Below are 20,389 nucleotides of genomic sequence, written 5' to 3'. Positions count from 1 at the left end.
TTAAGACGTGGGAGAGTAGGTCATCGCCAAACCTAATAAGTTCCTAGACTACAGTATCTCTCTACGATGATCAGAATGACAAAACCGCCGCAGCTCAATGCTGCGGCGGTTTTGCGTTGGCGGGGGGAGTGATGCCCAATAACTGTCTATTTTCCGCCCTTCACTTGGCGCAATAGTTCGGTAACTCTTTCGCAACTGCGTAGAGAGACTGATATGACGCCCCCCATTGAAAAGGCTGCCCCTTCTTCGTCCGACTTGGACCCCGCCGCGATGTCTGCGATTCGGAACGTCATGGCAGATGCACAGAGTGCTAAGAACCCACGCGCCGATACGGGAGCGGCAGAGCCCCCGGTGGCCCCTCGGCGGTCGGGGCGCGTGGCTTTTCCGGACTTGCCGGAGCCGGAGGCCGTAGAAGTTGATATCAGGAAGCCATCGCGCCGTAAGCGTACTGCGAAACGTCCTCCGGCCCGGGCGGTGATCCTCAGCCTTCTGGCGCTGGCGGTGGTTCTACGCCCTTGGTTGGTGTTCGGCGTGGTATTCGTCACTGTGTTTATCGTGTTGGGGGTCTTCCTCGCCCTTGGCTACGACGGGTTTTGGCAACGGGCGATGGCGCTTGGGCGCTGGTATGCCGCGCGGCGGCCCGAGCGTGCGGCGGCGCTTCATGCGCGTTTGGATGCTTTCGCCATGAAATGGGACGCCGTGCTCGACCGATTCCCCGAAGGCACCGTCGACGGGCTGTATCTTCCTGACTTTGGCGAGATGGCAGCGGCAGAGGCGCGGCATGACGCGGCGCTTGACCGCCGGTTCGATCGTCTGCGCGACCCGGAAGCCTGAGGCGCGCGCGAAGACGTCTTGAAACTAGGGGGCGGACCCGTTACATCCGCCCAATCGGGCAACAGGGAAAGATGTCATGGCCACCACCAATCCGCTTCAGTTCATCCAGCAGGTTCGCACCGAAGTTGCAAAGGTTGTTTGGCCGACAAAGCGCGAAGTGATGCTGACCACGGTGATGGTCTTTATCCTTGCCGCGCTGACAGCTGTTTTCTTTGCAATTGTCGATATCCTGATCCGCGGCGGCTTGCAGCAGATCCTTGGGATGTTCGGCTGAGCACCGCCCGCATGGGTGATTTTATCTTTACACCCTTGAAACCTGCGTCTGCGCGGGCTATTGCGCAGACCTGACCTGAAAAGGGCGTGCGGCGATTCGAGTTGCGCGCCGATTTTTTGTTCAGATGTTGCGGGGGCTTGGCCCCCGTGTTGATTGACGAATTTCATGCCGGGGCAGCCCGCATGGCAAGACAGGGACCAGAGTTCAGATGGCAAAACGGTGGTATTCGGTCAGTGTCCTGTCGAACTTCGAAAAGAAGATCGCCGAGCAGATCCGCGCGTCCGTGGCCGAGCAGGAACTTGAAGACCAGATCGACGAAGTGCTGGTGCCCACCGAAGAGGTGATCGAGGTCCGGCGCGGCAAGAAGGTGACAACCGAGCGTCGCTTCATGCCCGGCTATGTGCTGGTGCATATGGAAATGTCCGACGCGGGCTATCACCTGATCAACTCGATCAACCGCGTCACCGGGTTCCTTGGCCCGCAGGGCCGCCCGATGCCAATGCGCGATGCCGAGGTTCAGGCGATCCTGGGTCGCGTGCAGGAAGGCGAAGAAGCGCCGCGCACGCTGATCCACTTTGAGGTCGGTGAGAAAGTGAAGGTCGCCGATGGTCCGTTTGAGGATTTCGACGGCATGATCGAAGAGGTGGACGACGAGAACCAGCGTCTCAAGGTTTCGGTCTCGATCTTTGGCCGGGAGACCCCGGTTGAATTGGAATTCACTCAGGTCAACAAGCAGGTCTGAGTGTGCGGCGGGGTACACCCCGCCATCCCGGCATCTGAGGGTGTCGGTCATTGTGGGAGGGACGGGCGCCGCGGCGTCTAGGCCCGGACCACGCAACGAAGAACCCGCGGGGCGCGCCCCAAGGGTGTTGAAAGGAGAAGGCCAATGGCCAAGAAACTCGTCGGTACGATGAAGTTGCAAGTTAAAGCGGGTCAAGCAAACCCGTCCCCGCCCGTGGGTCCCGCCCTCGGTCAGCGCGGCATCAACATCATGGAATTCTGCAAGGCGTTCAACGCCAAGACCGCAGACATGGAGCCGGGCGCACCGTGCCCCACCGTGATCAGCTACTATCAGGACAAGTCCTTCACCATGGACATCAAGACGCCCCCGGCGTCCTACTACCTGAAGAAAGCTGCCAAGGTGAACTCCGGCGCGAAAACGCCCTCGCGTGAAACCGTCGGCACCGTGACCACCAAGCAGCTGCGCGAGATCGCAGAAGCAAAAGCCGCCGACCTGTCCGCGAACGACGTGGAAGCGGCGATGAAAATCATCCTGGGCTCCGCCCGGTCCATGGGCATCGAGGTGAAGTAAGATGGCAAAACTTGGAAAACGCACCCGCGCCGCCCGTGAAGCTTTTGCTGGCAAAGAAGAGATCACCGTTGAAGAAGCAGTAAGCCTCATCAAAGCGAACGCCACCGCGAAGTTCGACGAAACCATCGAGATCGCGATGAACCTCGGTGTTGACCCGCGTCACGCGGACCAGATGGTCCGCGGTGTTGTCGGCCTGCCCAATGGCACCGGCAAAACCATGCGCGTTGCCGTCTTCGCCCGTGGCGCGAAAGCTGAAGAAGCCGAAAAGGCGGGCGCAGATATCGTTGGCGCAGAAGACCTGATGGAAACCGTGCAGTCCGGCAAGATCGACTTTGATCGTTGCATCGCGACACCCGACATGATGCCGATCGTTGGCCGTCTGGGTAAAGTGCTTGGCCCCCGCAACCTGATGCCGAACCCCAAGGTTGGCACCGTGACCATGGACGTCGCTGACGCCGTGAAAGCGGCCAAGGGTGGCGAAGTGCAGTTCAAAGCCGAAAAGGGCGGTGTCGTCCACGCAGGCGTTGGCAAGCTGTCCTTCGACGAAGCCAAGCTGGTTGAGAACATCCGTGCCTTCGTCGGCGCCGTGTCCAAAGCCAAGCCGGCCGGTGCCAAGGGCACCTACATGAAAAAGATCAACCTGAGCTCCACAATGGGCCCGGGCGTGTCGGTCGCTGTCGAGAACGCGACCGCCGAGTGATCCCGTGGGTGGGGGCCAGCCTCCCACCTTACGACCCGAGATTTGGCGGCTTCGGTTGCCAGATACGCAAGGACCAGAAGATCGGTCCGCGCGTCTGTCCGAGACGGAGGGTTTGGGCTTTGGCCTGAATAATTCCTTCCTGAGATGGGAAACCGGAAATTCCTGCCTTCGGGCGGTTTTGGCCGGGACCCTGACATTGGACCCGAATGGGGTGCAGAAGACCGCATCCTGAACTGAGCCGGGGGGCAACCCCCAAATTTGGAGTGAAACTGTGGATAGAGCACAAAAAGAACAGTTGGTCGACGAACTCGGCCAAATCTTTGAAAGCTCTGGCGTCGTTGTGGTTAGCCACTACGTCGGTTTGACAGTTGCCGAAATGCAGGACCTTCGGGCGCGCGCACGCGCAGCCGGTGGGGCCGTGCGTGTTGCCAAAAACAGGCTCGCCAAGATCGCCCTTGAGGGCAAGCCATGCGAAAGCATTGCTGACCTTCTGACGGGTATGACCGTTCTGACCTATTCTGAGGATCCTGTGGCTGCGGCCAAGGTTGCTCAGGAGTTCGCCAAGGAAAACAGCAAGCTTGTTATCCTCGGCGGCGCAATGGGCGAGAACGCGTTGGACGCCGCCGGTGTCGAAGCCGTGTCGAAAATGCCTTCGCGCGAGGAGCTTATCTCCTCCATCGCGGGCATGCTCGGCGCACCTGCTTCGAACATCGCCGGGGCCATTGGCGCACCTGCAAGCAACATCGCATCCATCTTGTCCACCATCGAGGACAAGGCGGCTGCGTAAGGCAAATCGTCAAACTGGCGCACGGGTTGAACACGCGCGTTGGAACACACATATCGTAACGGAAAGAGCTAAACATGGCTGATCTGAAAAAACTGGCAGAAGACATCGTTGGTCTGACTCTGCTTGAAGCACAAGAACTGAAAACCATCCTGAAAGACGAGTACGGCATCGAGCCCGCCGCTGGCGGCGCAGTGATGATGGCCGGCCCTGCTGAAGGTGGCGCTGCCGAAGAAGAAAAGACCGAATTCGACGTCGTTCTGAAGAACGCCGGCGCATCCAAGATCAACGTGATCAAGGAAGTCCGCGGCATCACAGGTCTCGGCCTGAAAGAAGCCAAAGACCTGGTCGAAGCCGGTGGCAAGATCAAAGAAGGCGTCGACAAAGCCGAAGCCGAAGACATCAAAGGCAAGCTGGAAGCAGCTGGCGCCGAAGTCGAGCTGGCCTAAGCCAGAGGTGCGTGTCCTCACGCACCACGCATGAACAAGGGCTGGACGGGAATTTTCCTGTCCAGCCTGACCTGTTTTGACGAATGTTCCCCGCGGGAGCATTTCTCTGGAGAGGTCCAAGGTCGGAAGGGGTGCAGTGGGACGCATTCCAAGAATTGACCCGGATTTTCCGCTCTTATGGGCGCGCACCACGGCCCCGGTGGTTGATGCGCTCGGCGAGAGACACGAAAGGTGACACGACACATGGCACAATCCTTCCTTGGCCAGAAACGTCTGCGTAAATATTACGGCAAGATCCGCGAAGTGCTGGAGATGCCGAACCTCATCGAGGTTCAGAAATCCTCCTATGATTTGTTCCTGAATTCCGGCGACGCCGAGACCCCCACCGATGGTGAGGGGATCACGGGCGTTTTCCAGTCGGTCTTCCCGATCAAGGACTTTAACGAGACTTCGGTACTCGAATACGTCAAGTACGAGCTGGAAAAGCCCAAGTACGACGTTGAAGAATGCCAGCAGCGCGACATGACCTACAGCGCGCCGCTGAAAGTGACCCTGCGCCTCATCGTGTTCGATGTGGACGAGGACACCGGCGCCAAGTCCGTCAAGGACATCAAGGAGCAGGACGTCTTCATGGGTGACATGCCCCTGATGACCCCGAACGGCACCTTTGTCGTCAACGGCACCGAGCGTGTGATCGTCTCCCAGATGCACCGCTCCCCGGGCGTGTTCTTTGACCACGACAAGGGCAAGACCCACTCCTCGGGCAAGCTGCTCTTCGCCTGCCGCATTATCCCCTACCGCGGCTCCTGGCTGGACTTCGAGTTCGACGCCAAGGACATCGTCTATGCCCGCATCGACCGTCGCCGCAAGCTGCCGGTGACGACCCTGCTTTATGCCCTGGGGCTGGACCAAGAAGGCATCATGAATGCCTATTACAACACCGTCACCTTCAAGCTGGAGAAGAACAAGGGTTGGGTTGCGCCCTTCTTCCCCGACCGCGTGCGCGGCACCCGTCCGACCTACGATCTGATCGACGCCAACACTGGCGAGATCCTCTTCGAGGCCGGCAAGAAGGTCACCCCCCGTGCGGTCAAGAAGCTCTTGGACGAAGGCAAGGTCAAGGAACTGCTGCTGCCGTTCGACCACATCGTCGGCAAGTTCGTCGCGCGTGACATCATCAACGAGGAAACCGGTGCGATCTACGTCGAGGCCGGTGACGAGTTGACGCTGGAATACGACAAGGACGGGACGCTGATCGGCGGCACCGCGAAGGAGCTGATCGACGCCGGCATCACCGAAATTCCGCTGCTGGACATCGACAACGTCAACGTCGGCCCCTACATGCGCAACACCATGGCGATGGACAAGAACATGAACCGCGACACCGCGCTCATGGACATCTACCGCGTCATGCGCCCGGGCGAGCCGCCCACCGTCGAGGCCGCGTCTGCGCTCTTCGACACGCTGTTCTTCGATAGCGAGCGTTACGACCTTTCCGCCGTGGGCCGCGTGAAGATGAACATGCGTCTGGCGCTCGACAAGCCCGACACGCAGCGCACGCTGGACCGTGACGACATCGTCGCCTGCATCAAGGCGCTGGTGGACCTCCGCGATGGCCGTGGCGACATCGACGACATCGACCACCTTGGCAACCGTCGTGTGCGCTCGGTCGGCGAGCTGATGGAAAACCAGTACCGCGTCGGCCTGCTGCGCATGGAGCGCGCGATCAAGGAGCGTATGTCCTCGGTCGAGATCGACACCGTGATGCCGCAGGACCTGATCAACGCCAAGCCCGCCGCGGCTGCGGTGCGTGAATTCTTCGGCTCCTCGCAGCTGTCGCAGTTCATGGACCAGACCAACCCGCTGTCGGAAGTGACGCACAAGCGTCGTCTTTCGGCGCTTGGGCCGGGTGGTCTGACCCGTGAACGTGCGGGCTTTGAAGTGCGCGACGTGCACCCGACACACTATGGCCGGATGTGCCCGATTGAAACGCCGGAAGGTCCGAACATCGGTCTGATCAACTCGCTGGCCACCTTTGCCCGCGTGAATAAATACGGCTTCATCGAAACGCCGTACCGCGTCGTCAAAGACAGCACCGTCACCGACGAAGTGCACTACATGTCCGCGACCGAGGAAATGCGTCACACCGTGGCGCAGGCGAACGCCAACCTCGACGAGAACATGAAGTTCGTGAACGAGATGGTCTCGACCCGTCAGTCCGGTGACTACACGCTGGCGCCCACCGAGAACGTGGACCTCATCGACGTAAGCCCGAAGCAGTTGGTCTCGGTCGCCGCATCGCTGATCCCGTTCCTCGAAAACGACGACGCCAACCGCGCTCTCATGGGCTCGAACATGCAACGTCAGGCGGTTCCGCTTCTGCAAGCCGAGGCACCGCTCGTCGGCACCGGCATCGAAGAAGTCGTGGCACGCGACTCTGGCGCTGCCTACACGGCACGCCGCGCGGGTATCATCGACCAAGTCGATGCTTCGCGTATCGTGATCCGGGCCACCGAAGACCTTGAGCTGGGCGACGCGGGCGTGGACATCTACCGCATGCGCAAGTTCCAGCGCTCGAACCAGAACACCTGCATCAACCAGCGTCCGCTGGTGAAAGTGGGCGAGAAGGTCACCAAGGGTCAGGTCATCGCCGATGGTCCGTCGACCGACATGGGGGAACTGGCGCTCGGTAAGAACGTCGTCGTCGCCTTCATGCCGTGGAATGGCTACAACTACGAAGACTCCATCCTGATCTCCGAGCGGATTTCCCGCGACGACGTCTTCACCTCGATCCACATCGAGGAATTCGAAGTCGCCGCGCGTGACACGAAGCTCGGGCCAGAAGAGATCACCCGCGACATCCCGAACGTCGGCGAGGAAGCCCTGCGCAACCTCGACGAAGCGGGCATCGTCTACATCGGTGCGGACGTGGAGCCGGGCGACATCCTCGTCGGCAAGATCACCCCGAAGGGCGAAAGCCCGATGACGCCGGAAGAGAAGCTTCTGCGCGCCATCTTTGGTGAGAAAGCCTCGGACGTGCGCGACACCTCGCTGCGGGTGAAGCCGGGCGACTTCGGCACCGTCGTCGAAGTCCGCGTCTTCAACCGTCACGGCGTCGAGAAAGACGAACGTGCGCTGCAGATCGAGCGTGAGGAAGTCGAACGCCTGGCCCGTGACCGGGACGACGAGCTGGCCATCCTTGACCGCAACATCTACGCGCGCCTCAAGGATATGATCCTTGGCAAGGTCGCCGTCAAAGGCCCGAAAGGCGTGAAGGCGAACAGCCAGATCACCGAGGAACTGCTGGAAACCCTGACCCGCGGTCAGTGGTGGCAGCTGGCTCTCGAGGACGAGGATGACGCCAAGATCGTCGAAGCCCTGAACGAGCAGTACGAGATCCAGAAACGGACCTTGGATGCACGTTTCGAGGACAAGGTCGAGAAAGTCCGCCGTGGCGACGACCTGCCCCCGGGCGTGATGAAGATGGTCAAGGTCTTCGTGGCGGTGAAGCGCAAGCTGCAGCCGGGCGACAAGATGGCCGGTCGTCACGGGAACAAGGGTGTGATCTCGAAAGTGGTGCCAATGGAGGACATGCCGTTCCTCGCCGATGGTACCCCGGTCGACTTCTGCCTCAACCCTCTGGGTGTTCCATCGCGGATGAACGTTGGTCAGATCCTCGAGACACATATGGGTTGGGCCGCACGCGGTCTGGGCCTGAATGTTGACGAGGCGCTGCAAGAGTACCGCCGTTCGGGTGATTTGACACCGGTGCGCGAAGCGTTGAGCTTGGCCTATGGCGATGATGTCTACGAAGAAGGCATCAGCGGCATGGACGAGGACACGCTGCTCGAAGCGGCTGGCAACGTGCGCCGCGGTGTGCCGATTGCTACGCCCGTCTTTGACGGTGCCAAGGAAGCGGACGTGAACGACAGCCTCAAGCGGGCCGGGTTCGACACCTCCGGTCAGTCGGTGCTCTTCGATGGTCGGACAGGCGAGCAGTTCGCGCGTCCGGTGACCGTCGGCGTGAAGTACCTGCTGAAGCTGCACCACCTGGTGGACGACAAGATCCACGCGCGTTCGACCGGGCCGTACTCCCTCGTCACACAGCAGCCGCTGGGTGGTAAGGCGCAGTTCGGTGGCCAGCGCTTCGGTGAGATGGAGGTCTGGGCTCTGGAAGCCTATGGCGCCGCCTATACCCTGCAGGAAATGCTGACCGTCAAGTCGGATGACGTCGCGGGCCGGACCAAGGTCTATGAAAGCATCGTCAAGGGCGAGGATAACTTCGAAGCGGGCATTCCGGAGAGCTTTAACGTTCTCGTCAAGGAAGTGCGCGGCCTCGGCCTGAATATGGAACTCCTGGATGCGGAGGAGGATGAGTGAGGCATAGACGGAATTTTTTAAAAATTCCGGGCCGTTTTCTTTCAAAGAAAACGGCACCCCTCACTCCCAACGCACCCCTTTCAAGGATTTGAAAATGAACCAGGAACTGACAAACAACCCGTTCAACCCGCTGACGCCGCAAAAAGCGTTTGACGAAATCAAGGTCTCCTTGGCCTCGCCCGAGCGGATCCTGAGCTGGTCCTTCGGTGAGATCAAGAAGCCGGAAACCATCAACTACCGTACGTTCAAGCCCGAGCGTGACGGCCTGTTCTGCGCGCGTATCTTTGGCCCGATCAAAGACTACGAATGCCTCTGCGGCAAATATAAGCGCATGAAGTATCGCGGCGTCGTCTGCGAGAAATGCGGTGTGGAAGTCACGCTGCAAAAGGTCCGCCGTGAGCGTATGGGCCACATCGAGCTGGCCTCGCCGGTGGCGCACATCTGGTTCCTCAAGTCGCTGCCCTCGCGCATCGGTCTGATGCTGGACATGACCCTGCGTGACCTCGAGCGCGTGCTCTACTTCGAAAACTACGTGGTGATCGAGCCGGGCCTCACCGATCTTCAATACGGTCAGATGATGACCGAAGAAGAATATATGGACGCACAAGACGCCTATGGCATGGACGCTTTCACCGCCAACATCGGCGCCGAAGCGATCCGCGAGATGCTGGCGGCGATCGACCTTGAAGCTGAAGCCGAGAACCTGCGCGCCGATCTGAAAGAGGCGACAGGCGAGCTGAAGCCCAAGAAGATCATCAAGCGTCTGAAAGTGGTCGAGAGCTTCCTTGAATCCGGCAACCGTCCCGAGTGGATGGTCATGACCGTGATCCCGGTGATCCCGCCAGAACTGCGGCCGCTGGTGCCGCTGGATGGTGGCCGCTTTGCGACCTCGGACCTCAACGACCTGTATCGCCGCGTGATCAACCGGAACAACCGTTTGAAACGTCTTATCGAACTGCGCGCGCCCGACATCATCGTGCGCAACGAAAAGCGGATGCTGCAGGAATCGGTCGACGCACTCTTCGACAACGGCCGCCGTGGCCGCGTCATCACCGGTGCCAACAAGCGCCCGCTGAAGTCGCTCTCGGACATGCTGAAAGGCAAACAGGGCCGCTTCCGTCAGAACCTTTTGGGTAAGCGCGTCGACTTCTCAGGCCGTTCGGTCATTGTGACCGGCCCGGAGTTGAAGCTGCATCAATGTGGTCTGCCCAAGAAGATGGCGCTCGAACTGTTCAAGCCGTTCATCTACTCGCGGCTCGAGGCCAAAGGTCTGTCCTCTACCGTGAAACAGGCCAAGAAGCTGGTCGAGAAAGAGCGCCCCGAGGTTTGGGACATTCTTGATGAGGTGATCCGTGAACACCCCGTCATGCTCAACCGCGCGCCGACGCTGCACCGTCTGGGCATTCAGGCGTTTGAACCCGTCCTGATCGAAGGCAAGGCGATCCAGCTGCACCCGCTGGTCTGCTCGGCCTTCAACGCCGACTTCGACGGTGACCAGATGGCTGTTCACGTCCCGCTCTCGCTGGAAGCCCAGTTGGAAGCGCGTGTTCTGATGATGTCCACGAACAACGTTCTGTCGCCTGCAAACGGCGCACCGATCATCGTGCCGTCGCAGGATATGATCTTGGGTCTTTACTACACGACCCTTGAGCGTGAAGGCATGGTTGGCGAAGGCATGGTCTTCGGCTCCGTCGACGAGGTGCAGCACGCCCTCGACGCCGGTGCGGTTCACCTGCACTCGAAAATCAAGGCGCGGATCAAACAGATCGACGCTGAAGGCAACGAAGTGATGATGCGCTTTGACACGACCCCCGGTCGTATCCGTCTTGGTGCGCTTCTGCCGCTGAACGCCAAAGCGCCGTTTGATCTGGTCAACCGTCTGCTGCGCAAGAAAGAAGTGCAGCAGGTCATCGACACCGTCTACCGTTACTGCGGTCAGAAAGAGTCGGTCATCTTCTGTGACCAGATCATGACCATGGGTTTCCGCGAAGCTTTCAAAGCGGGCATCTCCTTCGGCAAAGACGACATGCTGATCCCCGACACCAAATGGCCGCTGGTTGAAGAGACCCGCGAGCAGGTGAAGGACTTCGAACAGCAGTATATGGACGGCCTGATCACTCAGGGCGAAAAATACAACAAAGTCGTCGATGCATGGTCGAAGTGTAACGACAAGGTGACCGAGGCGATGATGGGCTCCATCTCCGCCGTGACTCACCATGAGAACGGTTCCGAGAAAGAGCCGAACTCGGTCTACATGATGGCTCACTCCGGTGCTCGTGGCTCGGTCACGCAGATGAAACAGCTGGGCGGGATGCGCGGCCTGATGGCGAAGCCGAATGGCGACATCATCGAGACGCCGATTATCTCGAACTTTAAAGAAGGTCTGACCGTTCTCGAGTACTTCAACTCGACCCACGGTGCGCGGAAAGGTCTGTCGGATACCGCTCTGAAAACAGCGAACTCCGGTTACCTGACACGCCGTCTGGTGGACGTGGCGCAAGACTGCATCGTGCGCGAGCATGACTGCGGCACCGAAACCGCGATCACCGCCGAAGCGGCTGTCAACGATGGTGAGGTTGTCTCCTCGCTGGCCGAGCGTCTGCTGGGCCGTGTTGCGGCGGATGATATTCTGGTGCCCGGCACCGAGGATATTCTGGTGCCCGCAGGCACGCTGATCGACGAGCGCATGTCGGATGCCATCGACGAAGCCGGGGTGCAGTCCGCACGGATCCGCAGCCCGCTGACCTGTGATGCCGAAGAGGGCGTCTGCGCCATGTGCTATGGCCGTGACCTCGCACGCGGCACACTGGTCAACCAAGGTGAGGCCGTCGGCATCATCGCGGCCCAGTCGATTGGTGAACCCGGTACACAGCTGACGATGCGGACCTTCCACATCGGCGGTGTTGCGCAGGGTGGTCAGCAGTCCTTCCTTGAGGCCAGCCAGTCGGGCAAGGTCGCTTTCGAGAACGCACAGACGCTTGAAAACAGCGCTGGTGAAGTGCTCGTCATGGGCCGGAACATGAAGCTGTTGATCGTCGATGAGAATGGTGAGGAGCGGGCCAGCCACAAGATCGGCTACGGCACCAAGCTGCACGTCAAAGAAGGCGACGACGTGGCGCGCGGTGACAAGCTGTTCGAATGGGACCCTTACACCTTGCCGATCATTGCCGAGAAACCCGGCACGACCAAATACGTCGACCTGGTGTCGGGCATCGCGGTCAAGGAAGACACCGACGAAGCTACCGGCATGACCCAGAAGATCGTGATCGACTGGCGCGCGGCCCCCAAGGGCAACGAGCTCAAGCCCGAGATCATCTTGGTGGGTGAAGATGGTGAACCGGTCCGCAACGATGCGGGCAACCCGGTGACCTATCCGATGTCGGTCGATGCGGTTCTTTCGGTCGAAGACCAGACGCAAGTTCAGGCCGGTGACATCATCGCGCGTATCCCGCGTGAAGGTGCCAAAACCAAGGACATTACCGGTGGTCTGCCGCGTGTGGCCGAACTCTTTGAGGCACGTCGCCCCAAAGACCACGCCATCATCGCGGAAATCGACGGCTATGTCCGCTTTGGCAAGGACTACAAGAACAAGCGCCGCATCGCGATTGAAAGCTCGGATGATCCGGACGTGAAGGTTGAATACATGGTGCCCAAGGGGAAACACATCCCCGTGGCCGAAGGCGACTTCGTGCAGAAGGGTGACTACATCATGGACGGCAACCCCGCGCCGCACGACATCCTCGCGATTATGGGCGTTGAGGCCTTGGCCGAGTATATGATTGACGAGGTGCAGGACGTTTACCGCCTGCAGGGTGTGAAGATTAACGACAAACACATCGAAGTCATCGTGCGTCAGATGCTGCAGAAGTGGGAAATCCAGGAAAGCGGCGACACCACGCTGCTCAAGGGCGAACACGTCGACAAGCAGGAATTCGATCAGGCCAACGAGAAGGCCCTGTCGAAAGGTGGCCGTCCTGCCAAGGGCGAACCGATCCTCTTGGGCATCACCAAGGCGTCGCTGCAGACCCGCAGCTTCATCTCTGCCGCGTCCTTCCAGGAAACAACGCGCGTGCTGACCGAAGCTTCGGTTCAGGGCAAGCGGGACAAGCTGGTCGGTCTGAAAGAGAACGTCATCGTGGGCCGTCTGATCCCCGCCGGGACCGGTGGCGCGACGCAGGCGATGCGCAAAGTGGCGACAGACCGCGACAATGTCGTGATCGAAGCGCGCCGCGAAGAGGCCGAAGCCGCCGCCCGTCTGGCCGCCCCGGAAGCCTCTGTGGAGGACGACATCGTCGGTGGCGATGTGTTCAACACGCCAGTCGGTGACGACGAGAGCCTCGATTGATCGCAGCACCGCATTGAAAAACAAAAGCCCCCGCAGTGACGCTGCGGGGGCTTTTTTATGGGGTGGGCAAATGCCGCGGCTAGACACCGCCCCGGGGGGGCTGGTTTCTGAGGCCAAAGCCTTATATCCGCCACATAGTCCGAATAGGTTTGCAGAAGCTTAACCGTCGTAAGGTGCTTTGATGACGTCCCGCATTCTACATATCGACGACGACCCGATCGTTCTGGAACTGGTCAAGATGATCTTTTCCGACGACAGGTCGCTGAGCTTTGTCTCCTGCCTGAACGCCCGCGATGCGCTGGCCGTGGTCGATGATCTCAAGCCTGACCTGATCATCAGCGATATCTCCATGCCGGATATGGGCGGGTTGGAGCTGGCCCATCGGTTTGGCGAGAAGCCGGCCATCGCCGGGACGCCGATCATCTTTCTCAGTGGGCGCACCCGCGATCTTGAGGTCTATGACGCCTTCCGCGATCTGGCGGCGACGGTGATGCAAAAGCCGGTCGAGCCGGGGTTGCTGCGCAGCACGGTGCGCAATCTGCTGGCCAGCCAGCAGCAGCCGGTGGCGCAGGCTTCGAACCAGTAGAGCGCGCCGATCTGGGCGGGGCGGGCCGCCGTTCTTGACAGCCCCCGTAGCCGCTGCCAGTCATTCGGGGGCGGCAGTGATATAAGCCGCACCATTTTTCCCGGAGCGCTTTCATGTCCCCCAATACCATCGGCGCGCTGCTGATGATCGCCTCGATGGCCTGTTTCACGTTTAACGACACGCTGCTCAAAATGACCGACGGGGCGCTGCCCCTGTTTCAGCTGTTGTTCCTGCGCGGGGTGACGACTTCGGTGCTGATCTTGGCCCTTAGTCGGCAGCTTGGTCGGATCGATTTTCGGCTTCATGCACGGGACTGGCAGGTCATCGGCCTGCGTTCGGTGGCCGAGATCGCGGCGGCATATTTCTTTCTCACCGCGTTGTTCAACATGCCCTTGGCGAATGTCACCGCCATCCTTCAGGTCGTGCCGCTTTCGGTGACGCTGGCGGCGGCGCTGGTGTTCCGGCAGGCGGTCGGCTGGCGGCGTTTAGTCGCCATCGGCATTGGTTTCTGCGGCGTGCTGTTAATCGTCAAACCGGGGGCGGAAGGGTTCAATATCTGGTCGATCTACGTTCTGATCGCCGTGCTCTGCGTGACGGTCCGTGACCTGTCGACCCGCGCCTTGTCACCGGCGGTACCCTCGATGACCGTGACTTTCGTGACCGCCCTGTCGGTGATGACGGCGGCGGGCTTGGCGTCGCTGAGCGCGCCTTGGGCGCCGGTGACGCCCTCGGTCGCGGCGCTGATCGGCGGCTCAGGGGTCTTTGTGTTAGGCGGCTATTTCTTTTCGATCCAAGTGATGCGGGTGGGCGATATCGGCTTCATCGCGCCGTTTCGCTACACCGGCCTGCTCTGGGCGCTCTTGCTGGGTTGGGTCGTCTTTGGTGACTGGCCGGGGGCCTTGACGCTTATCGGCGCGGGGATCGTGGTGGCCACGGGGGTCTTCACCCTCTACCGTGAGCGGAAGTTAAAAGTTCAGGCCGAGAAGACGCGCCGCACCTGAGCTTGGTCGATGGCGAACCGTTCCTGAAACAGCGCTTCGCCTTCGGCATCCAGCGGGGCCACCTCTACATGCCGCGCCAGCCCTTGCCGCGAATCGTTCGAGCCGTTGTGGCTGCGCACGAACATCGCCGCATCGGGCAGGCTGACGCAGGGCATGAAGCGCGGCAGTTTCTCATGGGCGAAGTTCATGATGGTGAGTGGGCTGCCGCCCTTCACATACATCGCAAGTGCCGCGACGTTGAGCGGGCGGTACACTTCGGCGGCGCGGATGCCCTGCGGGCCGAATTCCGCGATGTAGCCCTTGGGCCAGTCAAAGGCGACGGAGCGCTGGCCTTTCAGCAGACCCGCGCTTTGCGCGACCGTTTGGCGCAGCCGGGCGATGAAGTCGACCGAGAACGCATCGTCGTCGTCGTAGCGGAATTGCAGGCAGGGTTCGGCCGGGTTGATCCGCGCGGCGTTCAGCACCTCCTTCATCACCTCCCGATGATTGCGCGGCGGCTCACGGTGAATAACCGCCTGCGGCAGATCGGCCAGCAACGATTCGAGGCGTCGGGCGTGGCGCTCGGGGAACTGGTCGCCGATGACGAAGACGAGAGAGAAGTCCGGGTCTGTCTGCGCTTTCAGGCAGGGCAGGGCGACGGTTTCGAGCAGGCGGAAACGTTCTTCGAGCCGGGCCGCGTCATAGAGATAGGCGATGCGTTCCTCGGTGGTCTCGTGGCCGACTTGAAAGCCGCCCAGAGCCGGGTAGGAAAAGCGGCAAAGGCCGATCGCTTGCATGGAGATTTCCTTTTGTCCTTCGCCGGACTATGGCGAGCCAGGCAGGGGCGTGGCAAGGGTGGAATGTGCGGCCCGGGCCCGGAAGCAAGCTGCAGGCGCCGGGCCATCACCCGGCAAACCTCCGCGACCCGACCGGGGCCCACCTGTTGACAGGCCCCGCGCAACGCTCTATACGCCCGCTATCTCGGAGGTGGAGGCCGCTCTGCCAGTCCGAATTCATAACTGAAGTGGTCACGATCCGGCCTACTACTGGCCCGATCCTCTGTTAACCCACCGCGTCGTTTTCCTCGGTACGGGAACGTTGCGGTCATTTTGCTTTGTGGACGCATGAAGTAACCGAAATTAGCCGCATGGGGGATCCCCCGTGTACACAATCTGAGCGATACGGGGATATAACCGGAATGCCAACGATCCAACAGCTGATCCGCAAGCCGCGGCAGCCGAAAGTCAAACGTTCGAAATCCATGCACCTGCAGGAGTGCCCGCAAAAGCGCGGCGTCTGCACACGCGTGTACACCACCACACCGAAAAAGCCGAACTCGGCGATGCGTAAGGTTGCCAAGGTGCGCCTGACCAACGGGTTCGAAGTGATCTCCTACATCCCGGGTGAGAGCCACAACCTTCAGGAACACTCCGTGGTGCTGATCCGCGGCGGTCGCGTAAAAGACCTTCCGGGTGTGCGTTACCACATCCTGCGCGGTGTTCTTGATACGCAGGGCGTGAACGACCGTAAGCAGCGTCGTTCGAAGTACGGCGCGAAGCGTCCGAAGTAATCTCGCACCGGTGGGGCCGCCCCCGCCGTTCCACCCGATGTTCGGTGGGGCCACGCCCCATCACCCGCCAAGAGGAAGACACTGACATGTCACGCCGCCACGCCGCTGAAAAACGCGAAGTCCTGCCAGACGCCAAATACGGTGATCTGGTTCTCACCAAATTCATGAACAACCTGATGATCGACGGCAAGAAATCTGTCGCCGAGCGTATCGTCTACAACGCGATGACCCGCGTCGAAGACAAGATCAAGCGCGCGCCGATCGAAGTGTTCCACGAAGCACTTGAAAACATCCAGCCCTCCGTCGAAGTGCGCTCGCGCCGCGTTGGTGGTGCCACCTATCAGGTGCCCGTCGAAGTGCGCCCCGAGCGTCGTCAGGCGCTGGCGATCCGCTGGTTGATCAAAGCCGCCCGTGCGCGTAACGAAAACACCATGGAAGAACGCCTTGCCGGCGAGCTGCTGGACGCTGTGCAGTCCCGTGGTACCGCTGTTAAAAAGCGCGAAGATACGCACAAGATGGCCGACGCGAACAAAGCGTTCAGCCACTACCGCTGGTAATCTCAACGTCGCGCCCGGTTTCGGGCGCGATCCGTTCGTACTGATATTTTCGAGGAAGCAGCCCCATGGCACGCGACTATCCGCTCCAACGCTACCGCAACTTCGGCATCATGGCTCACATCGATGCCGGTAAAACCACTTGTTCCGAACGCATCCTGTTCTACACCGGCAAAAGCCACAACATTGGTGAGGTGCATGACGGCGCCGCAACCATGGACTGGATGGAGCAGGAACAAGAGCGCGGCATCACCATCACCTCCGCCGCGACGACCACTTTCTGGCAGCGTCAGGAAGAGCCCACAGCCGATGCGACATCCGACACCAAGTTCCGGATGAACATCATCGACACCCCCGGCCACGTTGACTTCACCATCGAAGTTGAGCGTTCGCTGGCCGTTCTCGACGGCGCGGTTGCCGTTCTCGACGCCAACGCCGGTGTTGAGCCGCAGACCGAAACCGTCTGGCGTCAGGCTGACCGCTACAAGGTGCCGCGTATCGTTTTCGTCAACAAGATGGACAAGATCGGCGCGGACTTCTTCAACTGCGTGCACATGATCAAGGACCGCACCGGCGCCACGCCTGCTCCGATCCAGATCCCGATCGGCGCAGAGAACGAGCTGGAAGGCATCGTCGACCTCGTGACCATGAAAGAATGGGTCTGGGCCGGTGAAGACCTCGGTGCCGCTTGGGAACAGCGCGAGATCCGTGATAGCCTGAAAGAGACCGCCGACGAATGGCGTGCCAAGCTCATCGAGACCGCGGTCGAGATGGACGACGAGGCGATGGAAAACTACCTGATGGACGGGGCCGAGCCCGACGTCGACACCCTGCGCGACCTGATCCGCAAGGGTACTCTGGCCATCAAATTCATCCCCGTTCTCTGTGGCTCCGCCTTCAAGAACAAAGGTGTTCAGCCCCTCTTGAACGCCGTGATCGACTATCTGCCCAGCCCGCTGGACGTTGTCGACTACATGGGCTTCAAGCCGGGCGACGAGACCGAGACCCGCAACATCCCGCGCCGCGCGGATGACGACATGGCGTTCTCGGGCCTTGCGTTCAAAATCATGAACGACCCCTTCGTCGGCTCGCTGACCTTCACCCGCATCTACTCGGGCGTTCTGCGCAAGGGCGACACGCTTCTGAACTCGACCAAGGGTAAGAAAGAGCGCGTCGGTCGTATGATGATGATGCACTCCAACAACCGCGAAGAAATCGAAGAAGCCTTCGCGGGCGACATCATCGCGCTGGCGGGTCTCAAGGACACCACCACCGGTGACACGCTCTGCGCGCAGAACGATCCGGTCGTCCTCGAAACCATGACCTTCCCCGATCCGGTGATCGAGATCGCGGTCGAGCCGAAAACCAAGGCCGACCAGGAAAAGATGTCTGCAGGTCTGGCCCGTCTGGCCGCCGAGGACCCCTCTTTCCGCGTCGAGACCGATCTGGAATCCGGTCAGACCATCATGAAGGGCATGGGCGAACTTCACCTCGACATCCTCGTCGATCGTCTGAAGCGCGAATTCAAGGTCGAGGCGAACATCGGTGCGCCTCAGGTTGCCTATCGCGAGACCATCAGCCGCGAAGCCGAAATCACCTACACCCACAAGAAACAGTCGGGTGGTTCGGGTCAGTTCGGTGAGGTCAAGATGATCCTGACGCCGACCGAGCCGGGCGAAGGTTACTCCTTCGAAAGCCGCATCGTCGGTGGTGCCATTCCCAAGGAATACATCCCGGGCGTGGAAAAGGGTATCAAGTCGGTTCTGGACTCGGGTCCGCTGGCGGGCTTCCCGGTCATCGACTTTAAGGTTGCCCTGATCGACGGTAAGTTCCACGACGTGGACTCCAGTGTTCTTGCCTTCGAAATCGCCGCCCGTATGGGTATGCGTGAAGGCATGAAGAAAGCTGGCGCCAAGCTGCTGGAACCGATCATGAAGGTCGAAGTTGTGACCCCGGAAGAATACACCGGTGGCATCATCGGTGACCTGACATCTCGTCGGGGCCAGGTGCAGGGTCAAGATACGCGCGGCAACGCCATCGCGATCGACGCTTTCGTGCCGCTGGCCAACATGTTCGGCTACATCAACACCCTGCGTTCGATGTCGTCGGGTCGTGCGAACTTCACCATGCAGTTCGACCACTACGAACCCGTGCCGCAGAACATCTCGGACGAGATTCAGGCCAAGTTCGCTTAAGGAAATCGGCGCGTGGGAAACCGCGCGCCGACCCAAATCGTTGGGTGTGTGCTGCGCATACACCATTGAGAAAGACCAAAAGGAGCCAACACCATGGCAAAGGCAAAGTTTGAACGCACCAAACCGCACGTCAACATCGGCACGATCGGCCACGTTGACCACGGTAAAACCACGCTGACCGCGGCGATCACCAAGTATTTCGGTGACTTCCAAGCGTATGACCAGATCGACGGCGCGCCCGAAGAGAAGGCCCGCGGCATCACCATCTCGACCGCGCACGTTGAGTATGAGACCGAGAACCGTCACTACGCCCACGTCGACTGCCCCGGCCACGCTGACTATGTGAAAAACATGATCACCGGTGCGGCGCAGATGGACGGCGCGATCCTGGTTGTGAACGCGGCCGACGGCCCGATGCCCCAGACCCGCGAGCACATCCTGCTCGGCCGTCAGGTTGGCATCCCCGCCATGGTCGTCTTCATGAACAAAGTTGACCAGGTCGACGACGAAGAGCTGCTCGAGCTCGTCGAGATGGAAATCCGCGAACTGCTGTCCTCCTACGACTACCCCGGCGACGACATCCCCGTTGTTGCAGGTTCCGCTCTGGCGGCGATGGAAGGCAACAAGCCCGAGATCGGTGAAGAGTCGATCAAGAAGCTGATGGCCGAAGTTGACGCCTACATCCCGACACCTGAGCGTGCCGTGGACCAGCCCTTCCTGATGCCTGTCGAAGACGTCTTCTCGATCTCTGGCCGTGGTACCGTTGTGACCGGCCGTGTCGAGCGTGGCGTGATCAACGTCGGCGACGAAATCGAAATCGTCGGCATCCGCGACACCAAGAAAACCACCTGCACCGGCGTGGAAATGTTCCGCAAGCTGCTGGACCGGGGTGAAGCTGGCGACAACATCGGCGCCCTGCTGCGCGGCGTTGAGCGTGACGGCGTTGAGCGTGGTCAGGTTCTCTGCAAGCCCGGTTCCGTGACACCGCACACCAAGTTCGAAGCCGAAGCCTACATCCTCACCAAAGAGGAAGGTGGCCGTCACACGCCGTTCTTCGCAAACTACCGTCCGCAGTTCTACTTCCGTACAACTGACGTGACCGGCACCGTTCAGCTGGCAGAAGGCACCGAGATGGTCATGCCCGGCGACAACGTGTCCTTCGGCGTTGAGCTGATCGCACCGATCGCTATGGAAAACGGCCTGCGCTTCGCGATCCGCGAAGGTGGCCGGACTGTTGGTGCGGGCGTCGTTTCCAAAATCACTGAGTGATTTTGGATCGGGCTCTCAAGCCTGACGTCTGAAGGAATCGAAAGGCCGCAGCGTTTGCTGCGGCCTTTTGCGTTGGCGGGAGGGGGTACGGAGTGCGCCTGATACGGAGGGGACGGCGCGTTTTCCGGTTGTGATCGAACGCTGACGGGGTGCGCGG

At 60.4% G+C, this 20,389-nt stretch carries 16 protein-coding genes; 15 read left to right on the top strand and 1 reads right to left on the bottom strand.

Features of this window, described 5'->3' with window-relative positions; translation table 11 throughout:
- Positions 1 to 474: 474 nt before the first annotated feature.
- From ACGYLI_RS03735 to ACGYLI_RS03685, 11 genes are all read left to right on the top strand, one after another.
- A complete protein-coding gene (locus ACGYLI_RS03735; protein WP_394417115.1) occupies positions 475 to 834 on the top strand; it encodes a hypothetical protein in 360 nt (119 codons plus the stop codon).
- Between the two features lie 76 nt (positions 835 to 910).
- Positions 911 to 1,108 (top strand): preprotein translocase subunit SecE, encoded by a 198-nt coding sequence (gene secE / locus ACGYLI_RS03730; protein WP_007118815.1) that lies wholly within the window; start codon positions 911 to 913, stop codon positions 1,106 to 1,108.
- Positions 1,109 to 1,316: 208 nt separating this feature from the next.
- The gene (gene nusG / locus ACGYLI_RS03725; RefSeq protein WP_067264099.1) at positions 1,317 to 1,850 is read left to right on the top strand and encodes a transcription termination/antitermination protein NusG; all 534 of its coding nucleotides are present in this window, start codon (positions 1,317 to 1,319) and stop codon (positions 1,848 to 1,850) included.
- A 144-nt stretch (positions 1,851 to 1,994) separates the two neighbouring features.
- Positions 1,995 to 2,420 (top strand): 50S ribosomal protein L11, encoded by a 426-nt coding sequence (gene rplK / locus ACGYLI_RS03720; protein ID WP_067622128.1) that lies wholly within the window; start codon positions 1,995 to 1,997, stop codon positions 2,418 to 2,420.
- 1 nt (position 2,421) lies between these two features.
- Positions 2,422 to 3,120, top strand: coding sequence for a 50S ribosomal protein L1 (rplA, locus tag ACGYLI_RS03715; RefSeq protein WP_168612833.1), 699 nt, complete (start codon positions 2,422 to 2,424; stop codon positions 3,118 to 3,120).
- A 271-nt stretch (positions 3,121 to 3,391) separates the two neighbouring features.
- A complete protein-coding gene (gene rplJ, locus ACGYLI_RS03710; protein WP_067267943.1) occupies positions 3,392 to 3,907 on the top strand; it encodes a 50S ribosomal protein L10 in 516 nt (171 codons plus the stop codon).
- Between the two features lie 74 nt (positions 3,908 to 3,981).
- Positions 3,982 to 4,353, top strand: a complete 372-nt coding sequence (gene rplL, locus ACGYLI_RS03705) for a 50S ribosomal protein L7/L12 (protein WP_067267945.1) — start codon at positions 3,982 to 3,984, stop codon at positions 4,351 to 4,353.
- Positions 4,354 to 4,596: 243 nt separating this feature from the next.
- Complete coding sequence (gene rpoB / locus ACGYLI_RS03700) at positions 4,597 to 8,733, top strand: DNA-directed RNA polymerase subunit beta (RefSeq protein WP_394417113.1); 4,137 nt, start codon at positions 4,597 to 4,599, stop codon at positions 8,731 to 8,733.
- Between the two features lie 94 nt (positions 8,734 to 8,827).
- Entirely contained in the window at positions 8,828 to 13,078 is a 4,251-nt protein-coding gene (rpoC, locus tag ACGYLI_RS03695; RefSeq protein WP_394417111.1) for a DNA-directed RNA polymerase subunit beta', read from the top strand.
- Positions 13,079 to 13,259: 181 nt separating this feature from the next.
- Positions 13,260 to 13,664 carry a two-component system response regulator gene (locus ACGYLI_RS03690; RefSeq protein WP_209219798.1) on the top strand — a complete coding sequence of 135 codons (405 nt, stop codon included), beginning with the start codon at positions 13,260 to 13,262 and terminating at the stop codon, positions 13,662 to 13,664.
- 113 nt (positions 13,665 to 13,777) lie between these two features.
- The gene (locus ACGYLI_RS03685) at positions 13,778 to 14,665 is read left to right on the top strand and encodes a DMT family transporter (protein ID WP_394417109.1); all 888 of its coding nucleotides are present in this window, start codon (positions 13,778 to 13,780) and stop codon (positions 14,663 to 14,665) included.
- On the opposite strand, the gene ACGYLI_RS03680 is transcribed toward ACGYLI_RS03685, so the two are convergent.
- Positions 14,638 to 15,441 carry a putative rhamnosyl transferase gene (locus ACGYLI_RS03680; protein WP_394417107.1) on the bottom strand — a complete coding sequence of 268 codons (804 nt, stop codon included), beginning with the start codon at positions 15,439 to 15,441 and terminating at the stop codon, positions 14,638 to 14,640. The two genes, ACGYLI_RS03685 and ACGYLI_RS03680, sit on opposite strands and share 28 nt — an antisense overlap.
- Positions 15,442 to 15,842: 401 nt before the next feature.
- On the opposite strand from ACGYLI_RS03680, the gene rpsL reads away from it, so the two are divergent.
- The 4 genes from rpsL (at position 15,843) to tuf (ending at position 20,232) form a co-directional block, all read left to right on the top strand.
- Positions 15,843 to 16,214: a 30S ribosomal protein S12 gene (rpsL, locus tag ACGYLI_RS03675; protein WP_394417105.1), complete on the top strand. Its 372-nt coding sequence runs from the start codon at positions 15,843 to 15,845 to the stop codon at positions 16,212 to 16,214.
- A gap of 86 nt (positions 16,215 to 16,300) precedes the next feature.
- A complete protein-coding gene (rpsG, locus tag ACGYLI_RS03670) occupies positions 16,301 to 16,771 on the top strand; it encodes a 30S ribosomal protein S7 (protein ID WP_067267956.1) in 471 nt (156 codons plus the stop codon).
- A 65-nt stretch (positions 16,772 to 16,836) separates the two neighbouring features.
- Positions 16,837 to 18,963 carry an elongation factor G gene (gene fusA / locus ACGYLI_RS03665; protein ID WP_209219795.1) on the top strand — a complete coding sequence of 709 codons (2,127 nt, stop codon included), beginning with the start codon at positions 16,837 to 16,839 and terminating at the stop codon, positions 18,961 to 18,963.
- A gap of 93 nt (positions 18,964 to 19,056) precedes the next feature.
- Positions 19,057 to 20,232 (top strand): elongation factor Tu, encoded by a 1,176-nt coding sequence (gene tuf / locus ACGYLI_RS03660; protein ID WP_067260569.1) that lies wholly within the window; start codon positions 19,057 to 19,059, stop codon positions 20,230 to 20,232.
- Positions 20,233 to 20,389 lie beyond the last annotated feature (157 nt).

Origin of the sequence: Sulfitobacter sp. 1A13421, from assembly GCF_043557285.1 — a bacterium.
Taxonomy (GTDB): Bacteria; Pseudomonadota; Alphaproteobacteria; order Rhodobacterales; family Rhodobacteraceae; genus Sulfitobacter; species Sulfitobacter faviae.
The sequence above is the reverse complement of the archived record's forward strand: the minus strand, read 5'-3'. Positions and strand labels throughout refer to the sequence as shown.